The organism is Rhizobium sp. No.120, assembly GCF_054558365.1.
The window spans coordinates 40,654-53,611 of the sequence record NZ_BAAJNQ010000014.1 but is presented as its reverse complement, the minus strand read 5'-3'; the positions used below and the strand labels follow the sequence as shown (position 1 = coordinate 53,611).

Below are 12,958 nucleotides of genomic sequence, written 5' to 3'. Positions count from 1 at the left end.
AGCCTGGTGTTTGATTAGCGCCACGAATAGCCGTGGCTGTGACGGACGAGCTTGCGGGCGCGGGGCACGTAGCGGCTGGCGGCGATCGCCTCCGCGCCTATGATTGCGTAACGCGGCTCAAACAGCTTCTGCAGGCGCGAGACGTCGCCGTTAGAATCGGTCGTCTCGAGGTCCGCATCCACGAGATCGAAGATGGTGAAATCGGCTCGTTCGCCGACGGACAGCCGTTTTTCCATCGAAAGCTTGATGACAGAGGCCGGCGCATGGGTGACGGCGTCCACCACCTTGTCGAACGGCATGCCGACCGAGAGCAGCTTGGACATGGTGGTCGCCAAATCCCAGACGGGGAAATTCATGGAATGGCCGTGCAGGTCGGTCGAGATCGAATAGGGCAGCAAGCCGCGCTTGATCGCTGCTTCCGCGACCTTGAACGAGAAGGAGGCGCCTCCATGGCCGATATCGAGCCGGACGCCTTCGCCGGCGCAGCGCTCGGCGAGATTGTAGAGGTCCTCGTCCTCCATGATGCTCGACCCGGCTTTGCCGTTGAAGCAATGGGTGACGACATCGCCCGGTCCGAGAATTTCGAGCACTTCGTCGTAGAGCGCAGGCGGCTCGCCGACATGCACCATCATCGGCACCTTCAGGATCTTGGCGATCTTCTTGCCGAGCTTGACGGGTGTGACCCCCCAGGAGCCGGTGATCACATGGCTGGCCCGCACTTTGATGCCGACGATATGCTCGCTGTTCTTGGCATAGCATTCCAGGATGCGGTCGAGATCGATATCCTTGATATCACGCAGTTCGGGGACGCGATTGCATGCGACAAGGCCGATCGAGCCAAGATTGAGGAAGGCCTTAATGCGCTCCCTGGACGGTTCGATGATATATTCGCGGAAGCCATGAAAATTGGCTTCGCCGGCCGAACCCGCATCGACCAGCGTCGTGACGCCGCGCTCGGCGCCGCACTCGGACGGGCGGATCGAGATATCAGTGCCGCCATGCCAGATATGAACATGCAGGTCGATCCAGCCGGGCGAGATCCAGGCATCCTTGCCGTCGACGCGCTCGACATCGCTGGGAGCCGCAAGCTGCGGGCCGAAAGCGGTGATCTTGCCTTCGGCGCCGATAAGGATGTCGATGACGCCAGCGGTGGCATCGCCACCGAAAGCCATGGGCTTCACATTGGTGAGGAGGAGCGGCTTGGCCGCTTTTTCACCGGTCATTTACAGGTCCTTTCGAAGTCTTGGATCGAGCATGTCCCGCAGGCCGTCGCCGACCATTTGCAGCGAGAGCACGGAGAGAATGATGGCAAAGCCTGGGAAATAGGTCATCCAGTCGGCCTGGCCGATATATTGGCGGCCGGCGGCGATCATGGTTCCCCAGGTCGGGATTTCGGGGCTTACGCCGAGGCCGAGAAACGAGAGCCCGGCTTCGGCGAGCATGGCGCTGGCGAAGAGAAACGAACCCTGCACCAGGATCGGCGACAGAAGGTTTCTGAGCACATGCCGCGTCATGATGTGGAATGTCGAGATGCCGAGAGCCTTGGCGGCCTCCACGTAAGGCAGTTCGCGGATGACAAGCGTCGAGGCGCGGACGATGCGGGCGAGCCGCGGTGCGTACACGATCGACAGCGCGACGATGACCGTCGTCAGCGATGGGCCGAGGGCTGCGACGAGCGCGATGGCAAGCAGGATATCGGGAAATGCCATCATCGCATCGATCAGGCGGGCGATCGGCGTGTCGAGCTTCTGGAAGAAACCGGCAAGAAGACCCAGCGTGACACCGATCCCCGCCGATAATGCGACGACGGCAGCTCCGACGAGCAGCGACAATCGTCCTGCGTAGATGGTGCGGGAGAAGATATCGCGGCCGAATTCATCGGTACCGAACCAGTAAACGCCGCTTGGGGGCTTCAGTCGATTGACGATCGAGAGTTTCGAGGGCGAATAGGGTGCGATCCATGGGGCAAGGATGGCAAGCAGCACGAAGATCGTCAGCACAATGAGGCCGGCAGCGACAGTCTTGCGCTTCAGAAGCCGGCGAAGGAACTTGCTTCGCTCGCTCTGTGCCTGTTTTGGTGTATTGGTTGCGATATCGGCCATCAGTAGCGTACCCTCGGATCAACCAGCAGATAGAGCATGTCGATCGCAAAATTGATCAGGACGTAGAGGCCGGCGATGACCAGCAGAGCCCCCTGGATGACCGGATAATCGCGGCGCAGCACCGCCGAGACGACGAGGCTTCCGATACCCGGCAGCCCAAAGACGGTCTCGGTGACGACAGCGCCGGAAATCAGCACGGCGGCTGTCAGTCCGAGAACGGTCAGGATTGGTATGAGCGCGTTCTTCAGCGCGTGTTTCAGGACGACGCGGCGTTCGATCAGCCCTTTGGCTCGGGCGGTGCGGATATAGTCGTCCCCGAGCACGTCGAGCATCGATGCGCGGGTGAAGCGCAGGATCAGCGCCGAGGAGACGAGACCGAGTGCGACGGCCGGCAGCGTCAGATGATACATGCGATCAAGGAAGCTTGTGCCCGGTCCGCCATAGCCGGAAACCGGAAACAACCCCAGGCGAACCGCGAAGATTTGCATCAGGATAAGGCCAAGCCAGAAGCTCGGTATGCTCGCCGCCACCATGCCGATCGCCATCGAAGCCTGATCGACGAACGACCCGCGCCGATAGGCAGCATAGATGCCGATCGGCAGCGCGATGACGCCTGCGATGAGCAGCGAGAACAACGTCAGGAAAAAGGTCGGCTCGGCACGTCCGAGAAGTGCGGAGGAAACCGGGATGTTCAGGAAGATCGATTGGCCAAGATCGCCCTTCAGCAATTGCCCGACATAGAACAGGTATTGGACGAAGATGGACTGGTCGAGGCCAAGCCGGGTGCGCAGTTCGGCAATATCCTGCCCGGTTGCATCCGGGCCGAGCATGACGGCCGCCGGATCGCCGGGGGTCACGCGCACGATCACGAAGACGATCGTGACGACGAGAAACATCACGACGATCATGCCAGCAAGGCGTTGAAGGATGTAGCGTATCATTGCGTCGGTTCCCAGAGTGGTTTCGCCTTTCTTCGACCGGCGGAGCCACTCTATTTCTTTGCTCTCTCGCAATTCCGGACGGAAAACTGCTGCGCATCTTTTCTGGAATTGCTCTAGGTCTGCAGACGGACGGGAACGGGCGCCGGCCACAACCGGCGCCCGAGCGCCTTGGGAGGCTTATTTCTTGATCGACGCGTTCCAGAAGTAGGGCCATGGCGCGGGGTTGACGCCCTGAAGCTTGGTGGAGATCGCCGCAACCGCGTTGAAATCGCCGATCTTCATCATGGGAGCTTCGTCATAGATGGTCTTTTGAACGTTCGCCCAAAGCGCGATGCGCTTCTTGGGATCGACCTCCGTGTTGAATGCGTCGATCGCGGCCTTGCTTGTTGGGCTGGTCCACCAGCCGGGCGAGCTTGGCGACAGCGTGCCGATCAGCGCCGGTTCCGGCAGGAAGGGGCTGTGGCTGATGTAGATGTCCCACAGCGCCTTGTCGGCACGGCGTTGCGTGAGCGTCGCCCAGTCCACGACTTGAAGGTCTACCGCGAAGCCCGCCTGTTTCAGATATTCGGCTGCAACCTGCGCCATCTTGTAATGGAACTCGTACTGGCGGCTGGTCAGGATACGGATTGGTTCGCCCTTGTAGCCTGCCGCCTTGGCGGCAGTTGCAGCACCTTCCGGATCGGCGACATTGTAATTCCCTTTGACGCCGGCATCCGTGCTCCAGGTAAAGGAAGCAGGGTAGATGTTGCCGTCGACCGTGTAGAAATTCGTGCTGCCGAAGGCTGCCGCCAGCATGTCTTCCATGCTGAGTGCCTGACGGATCGCCTTGCGGATCGCGACATTCTTCGTGATGCCGTCGGCGGTATTGAAGACGAAGACCGGATAGCCGAACGGCTTCAGGAGCAGCGGCTGGGTCGCCGAAGCCGACTTCAGCTTGTCGAAGGACTCGACCGGAAGACTGTCGATATAATCATACTGGCCGGAAATGGCCGCCTCGACGCGGGTATTGGCATCGGGCACCGGGACGAAACGGATTTCGGCGAGATATTGATGCCGGGCGCCGCCGTAACCGTTGCTCTCGCCATCGCGCGGCTTGTAGCCGTCGAAACGCACCAGCTGGATATATTGGTCGGGCTTGCGCTCCTTCAGCATATAGGGACCGGTGCCGATGAAGTCGGTCATCGTATCCGCCTGCTTGCTGGCTGGAATGATGATGGCGGCGGAGTTGTTGAAAGCAAGCAGCGAGGTGAGGGGGGCATAGGGCTGCTTCAGCTTGATGACGACGGTCGCCGGATCCTGGGCGGCAATCGATTCGATGAAGCCGCCCGCCTGCTTGCCGCGCGATGCCAGCTTGATCCAGCGGTTAAGCGAGGCGACCACATCGTTGGAGGTCATGACGCTGCCGTCATGGAACTTGATGCCGGTCCTGAGCTTGATCGTGTAGGTTTTGCCGTCGGCGCTGATCTCGGGCAGGCTCTCGGCAAGAAGCGGCGTGACGTTCCAGCCTTTGTCGAAGGTATAGAGTGTTTCGAAGATATGTTGGGTGACGATACCGACGAGATCGGCGGTGGAGGTCATGGGATCGAGCGTTGGTGGCTCGCCGATGGTCGCGACATTGATGACGCCACCTTTTTCCTGGGCCATCAGCAGCGAGGGCGCCGCAACCAAAGCAGCCGCAACTAGGAATCCGAGTCCTAACTTCATCGATACACTCCCAATTATGTTCCACAATTGTGTTATATAGAATTTTATAACAGAATACAGGACGCGCAGGGACTGTCAATGTTGGTGAAAACAAGCGCACATCGGCTTGAATGCACAGAGGTTCGGTTTGCCGAAACACTTTGGTTAGGGCTCTGTTGCAAGAATCCTGATTGGTCCCAGAGAGGGCTTTCTGCGCCTCGGTCACGCGGCTTTTGCGTCGAGGTTCTGGGTTAGGATTGCCATAACTTCGTTGAGCGCGCTCGGTCCAATACCGAATGCGCGTTCAACGATGCGAGCTTCGCCACGGACGTCGCCGGTCAAGTTGAGGATCGCGGCGTGGCCCTTGCGTAGAGCCCGCATCACCTCGAAACCCTTGATCGTCGCGTAGGCGGTTTTCAACGTTTTGAAACATCTCACGGGCCTGATCAGCTGTTTCAGCTTGCCGTGATCTGCCTCAACGACATTGTTCAGGTATTTGACCTGCCGGTGCGTCGGTTCCGTTGGGCATTTGCCATCGGCCTTCAGTTCCGAAATCGCGATGCCGTAAGTCGCCGCCTTATCGGTATTGATGACCGTCGGCTTTTCCCAATCCTTCAGGCCGTTCAAGGCCTTGCCAAGAAAGCGTTTGGCGGCCTTGGCATTCCGGGTGGGCAAGAGATAGAAGTCAATCGTGTTGCCGAACTTGTCGACGGCCCGGTACAGGTTAGTCCACTTGCCACGAACTTTCACATAGGTCTCATCGACCCGCCAGCTTGTTGATTGCGGGCGCCGCCAATGCCAGCGTAGTCGTTTTTCGATCTCCGGCCCAAATTTCTGGACCCAGCGATAGCTCGTGGAATGATCAACAGCGGCGCCCCGCTCGCCCATCATCTGTTCAAGATCGCGGTAACTCACCCCATAGCGGCAATACCAACGAACCGCCCACAAGATCACGTCGCCCTGGAAATGCCGCCACTTGAAATCGCTCATCAAAAGTCTCGCTGAAAATCACCGCCGCTCTTTCCCGCATGAACGGATTCTTTGCAACAGAGCCGTATTTCACAAATGCTTATGCGGCTGCGCCACTGACTATCGACGAGACCGAAGTGGCGGATGCCATCGAGGCATAACGGCTTGAAAGTCAATTCCGCTTTGCGAAGCGTTGGATGCGAAAGTCCTGCAGGGGAATGTCCGTTTTCCCTGTCGCCATGATTTCCGCCATGACGTCGCCAACACCGGGTCCGAGTTGGAAGCCGTGGCCGGAAAAGCCGAACGCGTGGAAGAGTCCAGCCGTCGTCGACGACGGCCCCATCACCGGAAGGCCGTCTTCGACATAACCCTCGCAACCCGACCAGGTGCGTATCACGGCGACCTCTTTCAGCGCCGGCAAGATCGGCAGCAGCGACCGGAGCTGGCCCGGCAAGCGCGCCGGATCCGCCTTGGCGTATCCAGTATCGAGTGAAACGTCGGTGCGTTCGGCGCCGCCACCGAAGACGATGTTGCCCCGCTCCACCTGCCGCAGGTAGCCGCCGCCGTGATCATGCGCCCAGACGCCGACGACCGGGAGAATTCGATAGGGGAGAGGTTCGGTCACGCCCATTTGCGGGCCTCTGGCAGTAATCGGGACTGTCTCTCCAAACAGGCCCGCGACGCGCGCACCCCAGGCACCTGTCGTGTTCAGCAACATCGAGGCTTCATGCGAGCCCTTCGACGTTTCCACCTGAAATCCATAGTCACGTTTTCTGATGGCCCCGATGCCGACATTTTCGACGATGTCGGCGCCTAGTTTTCGGGCGGCACTCGCAAAGGCCGGTGCGATAAGGCGCGGGTTGCCGCTTCCATCGTTCGGGGAAAAGGATGCCGCGATTGCCTCTGGACCAAGGCCAGGAAAGCGCGACCTTACGTCCTTCGCGGTCAGTTCCTCCAGTTCCAGTCCCCATGGGCGGGCCTCTTTGATGAAGGATCGCATAGCTGTAAGTCCTTCCTGGCCGAACACCAGCCTTAGGTGGCCAGTTGCGCGGAATTCCACGTCGCGCCCAAGCATGATCTCGGCCTGTCGCCACAGAGCGAGGGAGCGGTGAGCAAGCGGCAATTGCGGAACATATCGGCCGCTTCGCCTGATATTGCCGAATGACGCGACCGTCGCGCCGCTTCCGATCCGGTTGCGTTCGATGAGCGTCACGCGGACTCCACGCCGGGCGAGAAAAAAGGCAGAGGCAGCTCCCATGAGGCCGCCGCCCAGCACGATAGCGTCCATCGAGGATCTCCAGAGGCTGAAAACAGTCCCCATCCTGTCCGACCCCGCTCGGCGCTGTCAAAGTCGGGATTATGCGATGCCCATAAGTCCGGCCTATGGGTTTTGCCGGTCGTCAGAGCATAAGTCCGGCTTATGACATTTGGCGTTTTCGCTCTTGGACCTTTCCGATCCGTCCATGCCAGTTTCGTGAAAGGCAATGGAAAGGAACGGACATGGCGGATGCGGCAAGGCAGGTAGTAGAGGCTTCGCAGCAGGACTGGAAGATCGGCGTCGATATCGGCGGCACCTTCATCGATTTCTGCGCACTGGAAAGCCGCTCCGGTCGCGTTGCTTCGTTGAAGGTGCTGACGACGCCCGATGATCCGGGAGCGGAATTGATGACCGGGCTTTCGTTGCTTGCCGAGCGCGAGGGATTGGAGCCGGAGGCAATCAGCCGTTTTGTTCATGGTACCACGGTCGGTATCAACACCGTCATCCAAAGACGTGGCGTATCGCTTGCTCTCCTGACGAATGCCGGTTTTGAAGATGTCATCGAGCTCGCTCGGCTGAGAATGCCTGACGTCTATTCTCTCTTCTGCTCGCGGCCGGAACAGTTGATCGCACGGGACATGATCTTCGGCATCCCCGCTCGCTTGCGGGCCGATGGCAGCGAAACGCAGGCGCCTGATATGAAAGTGGTTGCCACGGCGGTCGCAGCGGCAAAGGCCAAGGGTGCAGCGGGCATCATCATATCCTTTCTGCATGCCTGGCGCGACGATGCCCAGGAAACTGCGGTCAAGAACGAAGTCGAAAAGCTCGCCCCCGATCTCTTCGTTTTCACGTCCTCGGAAGTTTGGCCGGTCATCCGCGAATATGAGAGGACGACGACCGCGATCCTCAACGGCTACGTCCATCCGCGGGTTTCGGGTTATCTGACGGCTCTCGAAGACAAGCTCGCATCGCGCGGGGTGAAGGCGCCGGCCCTGCTGACGAAATCGAACGGCGGCGTGATGAACGCGGCGGAAGGAAAGCGTTCCTGCGTCCAGATGCTGCTTTCCGGCACGGCCTCGGGCGTGATCGGCGCCGCCTGGCTGGCGCGCCTGGCCGGTGAGAAGCATGTCCTCACCCTCGACATCGGCGGCACCTCCGCAGACTTCGCCTTGATCATCGACGGCGAGCCGCAATTCGGGACGGGCGAGCTGATTGGCGAGTTCCCGCTTCATATTCCCTCGGTCTCCGTCAGTTCCATCGGTATCGGCGGAGGCTCGATAGCCAGCGTCGATGCCCATGGCATCTTGCGGGTCGGGCCGGAATCGGCCGGCTCGATGCCCGGTCCCGCCTGTTATGGCCGGGGCGGCACGCAAGCGACCGTGACCGATGCCATGGCGGTCTGCGGCTGGCTGGGGCACAGCGAGATGGCCTATGGCCAGTTGCAGATCGATGTCGGGCGGGCACGTGCGGCCGTCGCAACGCTTGCCGAGCGTATCGGGCGCTCGGTTGAAGAGGTGTCCCAGGCCATTCTCGACATCGCGATCTCGGAGATGTTCGTCGAGGTGGAAAAGCTAGCGTCGCGTGCAGGGGTCGACTTGCGGGAGTTTACCCTTATGCCGTTCGGCGGCGGCGGCCCCATGCTGGGCGCGTTCCTGGCTCGCGAATTCCGCATGGCAAAAGTCATCGGGCCGCCGCGTCCGGGCGTTGTATCGGCTCTCGGCGGTCTGGTCGCGAATCTGCGCGGTGACTTCATCAAGACGGTCTTCACGCATCTGTCGCCAGAAGCCGCGCCGTTGCTGCGCGGTTCTTCGGAGGCGCTGTCGGACGAAGGGCGAAGCTGGCTCGTCAATCAGGGGCACGAAGGGCCTGCCGAACTGCGGATTTCCGCCGATATGCGCTATGTCGGCCAAAGCTTTGAAATCGAAGTGCCGCTGCAGCCGGCCTGGGTGGAGGACGGCGATCTCGCCGCAATGGAAGAGGCGTTCCATGCCATGCACGCCCGTCTCTATGATTTTGCCGATCCGGACGGCAGGATCGAGATCGTCAATCTCCGTCTGTCCGCCATCGGCGCCGGACCGGCGCTGCAGACGACCGTCGACCTCGAAGAGATTGCCGGCATGGCCGAACCGGAACGCGAAATACCGGTCTATACCGGCAAGGCGTTCGAATGGATCGCACTATACCGGCGGGACCAGCTGCATTCCGGCGGGCGCTTCAGCGGCCCTGCCGTCGTGGCCCAGGACGATACGACCTTCGCCATTCCCGCCGGCACGCAGGTGACGATCGATCGCCACCAGAACCTTCATCTCACCTTTCCGGAGTAACGGCCCATGTTCGACCGTTCGAACCTTCAAGTGTTTGCCAACCATACCAGGGCTGCCGCCGAAAACATGGCCTATACGCTGCAGCGGACGGCCCATTCGGCCTTCGTCAAGGAGACGGAGGATTTCACCGTCATGCTGATCAATCGCAAGGGCGAAACCTTCGGCGTGCCGATGGGCCTCGGCGCGACATGGTATCCGGGACTTACCTATACCCGGGCCATCGAAATGATCGGGGACTACAAGCCGGGCGACGTTGCTTTTACCAATGATCCCTACTCCTGCTTCGTGGCCACGCACGCGCCCGATACGCACCTCTGGAAGCCGGTTTTTTACGAGGGCGAGATCATCGCCTGGACCGGCGGGCATATCCACAATACCGACATGGGCGGCGCCGTGCCGGCCTCCCTGTCGCGCGCGTTGACGGAGATCCATCAGGAAGGCATTCGCTTCCCGCCGATGAAGCTGGTCAATGAAGGTATCTTCGACGAAGACATCCTGAAAATCATGACCACGAATGTGCGTAAACCAGACCTCAACATCGGCGACATCAAGGCGCTCGTCGGGGCGCTGAACACCGGTGAGCGCAAGATACTTGCCATGGTCGAGAAATTCGGCAAGCAGGCATTTCTGGAAGGCGCAGACGCGCTTCTCGATCACGCCGAAGCGCAGGCGCGTGATCTCCTGCGGACAATGCCGGATGGCACTTGGGAATTCGTCGACTATGCCGACGAGGATTCCGTCGAGGCCAATCCATGCCGCCTGAAGCTGACGCTGACGATCAGGGGTGATGAGGCGATCCTCGATTTTACCGGCTCCGATCCGCAGCTCGGCTCGTCGCTCAACGTTCCCTCGGGCGGCGATCCGCGCCACACCATGCTGCTGGTCGGCGTCTATTACATTCTCTACACCCTGAACCCCAAGATCCTGCTCAACACCGGCCTGACGCGCCCCTTTACCTGCATTGCGCCGCAGGGGAGCGTTCTCAATCCGGTACCGCCGGCGGCAGTCGGCATGCGTTCGCTCACCTGCGCGCGCTTGCGGTCGGTGATCTTCGGCGCCTTCTGCCAGGCGGTTCCCGAATTGCTGCCCGCCGCGCCGGCCGGCAACAATTGCATCGTCAACGTCATGACCACGGACGAACGGACGGGCCGCAGCGTGATCGCCGCCGTCAATCCGGTGGTCGGCGGCGGCGGCGGGATGCCGCATCGTGACGGGACCAACGGTTCGGGCGCCGATGCTGCCTATCTGAAGAATACGCCCATCGAAATCACGGAAACGGAAGTGCCGATCGAGTTCGTCAAATACGGGCTTGCCAGAGACAGCGGCGGTGCCGGCCGCTGGCGTGGAGGCCTTGCGACCGAAATGGCGTTCCGCGTGTTCGCGCCCGGAAGCCGGATCACGGCTCGCAACCGCGACCGCAGCTTCTTCCGCCCCTGGGGGCTGCTCGGCGGCAAGGCGGCAGGGCTCTCCGATATGGTATTGAACCCCGGGCGCGAGGACTTTCGTCGCCTCGGCAACATCGATACTGCCGTCCTCCAGCCGGGAGACGTACTCGAGATCCGTTCGGCCGGAGGCGGCGGCCGCGGAAATCCACTCGAGCGCGAGGACTGGCGCGTGCTGCAGGATGTGGAGCGCGGCTATGTTTCCGTTGAAGTGGCCGAGCGCGATTATGGCGTGGTCATTCGCGACGGCAAGGTCGACGAAGCCGAAACGTCCCGGCTCAGGGCATCGCGCACGAGTCCAACGGCCCACTTTCACTACGGTGATGAGCGTGAAGGCTACGAGGCGCAGTGGACATCAGCTGCTTACGACCTGCTCACGGCTATTCTCGCCTGTCTTCCGATCCATTGGCGGTTCTTCACCAAGACGGAGATTTTCCGCCGAATGAAGGGGCGTGCCGGATATGAGGGCGTCGCCGCTGCTTTTGCCGATGTTCGCGCCCGGTTCCCGGAAATGCCGGAGGTTCGTCTTGAAAACAGAGAGGCGGCCGAATGAGCAGAAGTGTGCGTCCGGCTGGAGACGCGGGGCGCATCGTCCGCCTCGCCGAGCAGGGCCGCCAACCCGTCCACTTCCTGCTTGACGGGATCGAACGGGAAGCCCTGGCCGGCGACACGGTGCTGACGGCCATGCTGACATTCTCACCGGTTCTTCGGCAATCCGAATTCGGGCCGGAGGGGCGAGCAGGCTTCTGTCTGATGGGCGCCTGTCAGGACTGCTGGGTCTGGCAACAGGATGGAACCCGCCTGCGCGCCTGTTCGACCCTCGTCGCGAGCGGCATGTCCCTGCTGACTCAGGCACCGGGAGATTGGCCATGACGACGAATGACCGGAAGGCAACCGTGATTATCGGGGCTGGTCCGGCGGGCATACGGGCAGCCGCGCTTCTGGTGGCCGCCGGTATCCGGCCCGTCGTCATCGATGAGGGGATGAGGGCCGGCGGCCAGATATATCGCCGTCCCCAGGAGGGCTTTACGCGGTCAGCCCAGCAGCTCTATGGATCGGAAGCCGGCAAAGCCCTTGCCCTTCATTCCCTCTTCGATCGTATGGTCGCTCGCGGGGAGGTCGAATACCATCCTCGAAGTTCAGCGATGGCACTCGCCGCCAATGTGCTGCAGGTGCTGACTCCAGCCGGTCGTCGGGAGTTCGCCTATAACAGGCTGATACTCGCGACCGGCGCAACCGACCGGTTGGTACCGCTGCCGGGCTGGCAGGCACCCGGCGTCTACAGCCTCGGGGCTGCGCAGATCGCCCTGAAGGCGCAGGGCGTCGCTCTGGGGCGAAGGATCATTCTCGCGGGATCCGGGCCGCTGCTGACCCTCGTTGCGGTCCAGCTTCTGAAGGCGGGTGCGAATGTTGCGGCCGTTCTCGATACCTCTTCCGTTCGAATCCAGATCCTTGCGCTTCCGGGCATGATGGCAAGGCCGGCTCTGGTCCTGCGAGGTCTGGCGATGCGGGCGAAACTCGGCCTGATATATCGCGCAGGCGTGACACTGACGGATATCGTCAGCGATGAAAGTGGCCCGACGGCCGTTCGCTGGCGGGATGCCGGTGGGCGCGATCATCATACCGAATGCGATCTGGTCGGCATTGGCTGGCACCTGAGAGCCGAAACGCAGCTTGCCGGCCTAGCCCAATGCAGGTTCGATTACGATCCGGGCTGGGCCCAGTGGCTGCCGCAGGCGGATCGAATGGGCCGAGCCGCCGATGGCGTCTATCTTGCCGGTGACGGCTTGCGTATTCTTGGCGCCGATGGCGCAGAAGTTGCAGGGCGGCTTGCCGCGAGCGCCTGCCTTGCCGATATGGGATTGCCCTATCCAAATCCGGCACGGGATCTCCAGCGGCTTGCCCGCTACGAACGCTTTGCTCGCGCCATCGCCCGCGCCTTTCCCTGGCCCGCCGGCATGGTTCGATCCGTTCCCGATGAAACGATAGTCTGCCGCTGCGAAGGCATCAGTGCCGGCGATCTGCGTGAGGGCGTCGACTATGCCGGAGGTGAGGCAAACCGGGTAAAGTCAATGTCGCGTGTGGGTATGGGACGATGCCAGGGACGGTTTTGTCAGCTCGCCGGCGCCGAATTGATTGCGCAGCGTGCGGGAGTCCCGGTTTGCGAGGTCGGTCGTCTGCGCGAGCAGGCGCCTGCTCGTCCGCTGCCGATCGGATCCTGGATAAACGACACGTGACC

Annotated in this window: 10 protein-coding genes; 4 read left to right on the top strand and 6 right to left on the bottom strand. The window is 61.3% G+C overall.

Annotated features, from left to right (window positions below):
* Positions 1-14: 14 nt before the first annotated feature.
* The 6 genes from ACYJRZ_RS26970 to ACYJRZ_RS26945 form a co-directional block, all read right to left on the bottom strand.
* On the bottom strand, positions 15-1,223 hold the full coding sequence (locus ACYJRZ_RS26970; RefSeq protein WP_459463833.1) for an amidohydrolase/deacetylase family metallohydrolase: 1,209 nt from the start codon (positions 1,221-1,223) through the stop codon (positions 15-17).
* Positions 1,224-2,102, bottom strand: a complete 879-nt coding sequence (locus ACYJRZ_RS26965; RefSeq protein WP_459463832.1) for an ABC transporter permease — start codon at positions 2,100-2,102, stop codon at positions 1,224-1,226.
* The gene (locus ACYJRZ_RS26960) at positions 2,102-3,043 is read right to left on the bottom strand and encodes an ABC transporter permease (RefSeq protein ID WP_459463830.1); all 942 of its coding nucleotides are present in this window, start codon (positions 3,041-3,043) and stop codon (positions 2,102-2,104) included. The genes ACYJRZ_RS26965 and ACYJRZ_RS26960 overlap by 1 nt, the downstream gene beginning before the upstream one ends.
* A gap of 177 nt (positions 3,044-3,220) precedes the next feature.
* Positions 3,221-4,747 carry an ABC transporter substrate-binding protein gene (locus tag ACYJRZ_RS26955; protein ID WP_459463828.1) on the bottom strand — a complete coding sequence of 509 codons (1,527 nt, stop codon included), beginning with the start codon at positions 4,745-4,747 and terminating at the stop codon, positions 3,221-3,223.
* A 201-nt stretch (positions 4,748-4,948) separates the two neighbouring features.
* On the bottom strand, positions 4,949-5,716 hold the full coding sequence (locus tag ACYJRZ_RS26950; RefSeq protein WP_459463826.1) for an IS6 family transposase: 768 nt from the start codon (positions 5,714-5,716) through the stop codon (positions 4,949-4,951).
* A gap of 151 nt (positions 5,717-5,867) precedes the next feature.
* Positions 5,868-6,983: an NAD(P)/FAD-dependent oxidoreductase gene (locus ACYJRZ_RS26945; RefSeq protein ID WP_459463824.1), complete on the bottom strand. Its 1,116-nt coding sequence runs from the start codon at positions 6,981-6,983 to the stop codon at positions 5,868-5,870.
* A 212-nt stretch (positions 6,984-7,195) separates the two neighbouring features.
* On the opposite strand from ACYJRZ_RS26945, the gene ACYJRZ_RS26940 reads away from it, so the two are divergent.
* Genes ACYJRZ_RS26940 through ACYJRZ_RS26925 form a run of 4 tightly spaced genes read left to right on the top strand, consistent with a single transcriptional unit; the run spans position 7,196 to position 12,956 of the window.
* The gene (locus ACYJRZ_RS26940) at positions 7,196-9,277 is read left to right on the top strand and encodes a hydantoinase/oxoprolinase family protein (protein WP_459463822.1); all 2,082 of its coding nucleotides are present in this window, start codon (positions 7,196-7,198) and stop codon (positions 9,275-9,277) included.
* 6 nt (positions 9,278-9,283) lie between these two features.
* On the top strand, positions 9,284-11,272 hold the full coding sequence (locus ACYJRZ_RS26935) for a hydantoinase B/oxoprolinase family protein (protein WP_459463821.1): 1,989 nt from the start codon (positions 9,284-9,286) through the stop codon (positions 11,270-11,272).
* Entirely contained in the window at positions 11,269-11,592 is a 324-nt protein-coding gene (locus tag ACYJRZ_RS26930; protein WP_459463820.1) for a (2Fe-2S)-binding protein, read from the top strand. Before ACYJRZ_RS26935 ends, ACYJRZ_RS26930 begins: the two co-directional genes overlap by 4 nt.
* Complete coding sequence (locus ACYJRZ_RS26925) at positions 11,589-12,956, top strand: FAD/NAD(P)-dependent oxidoreductase (RefSeq protein WP_459463819.1); 1,368 nt, start codon at positions 11,589-11,591, stop codon at positions 12,954-12,956. Before ACYJRZ_RS26930 ends, ACYJRZ_RS26925 begins: the two co-directional genes overlap by 4 nt.
* The last annotated feature ends 2 nt before the right edge of the window (positions 12,957-12,958 follow it).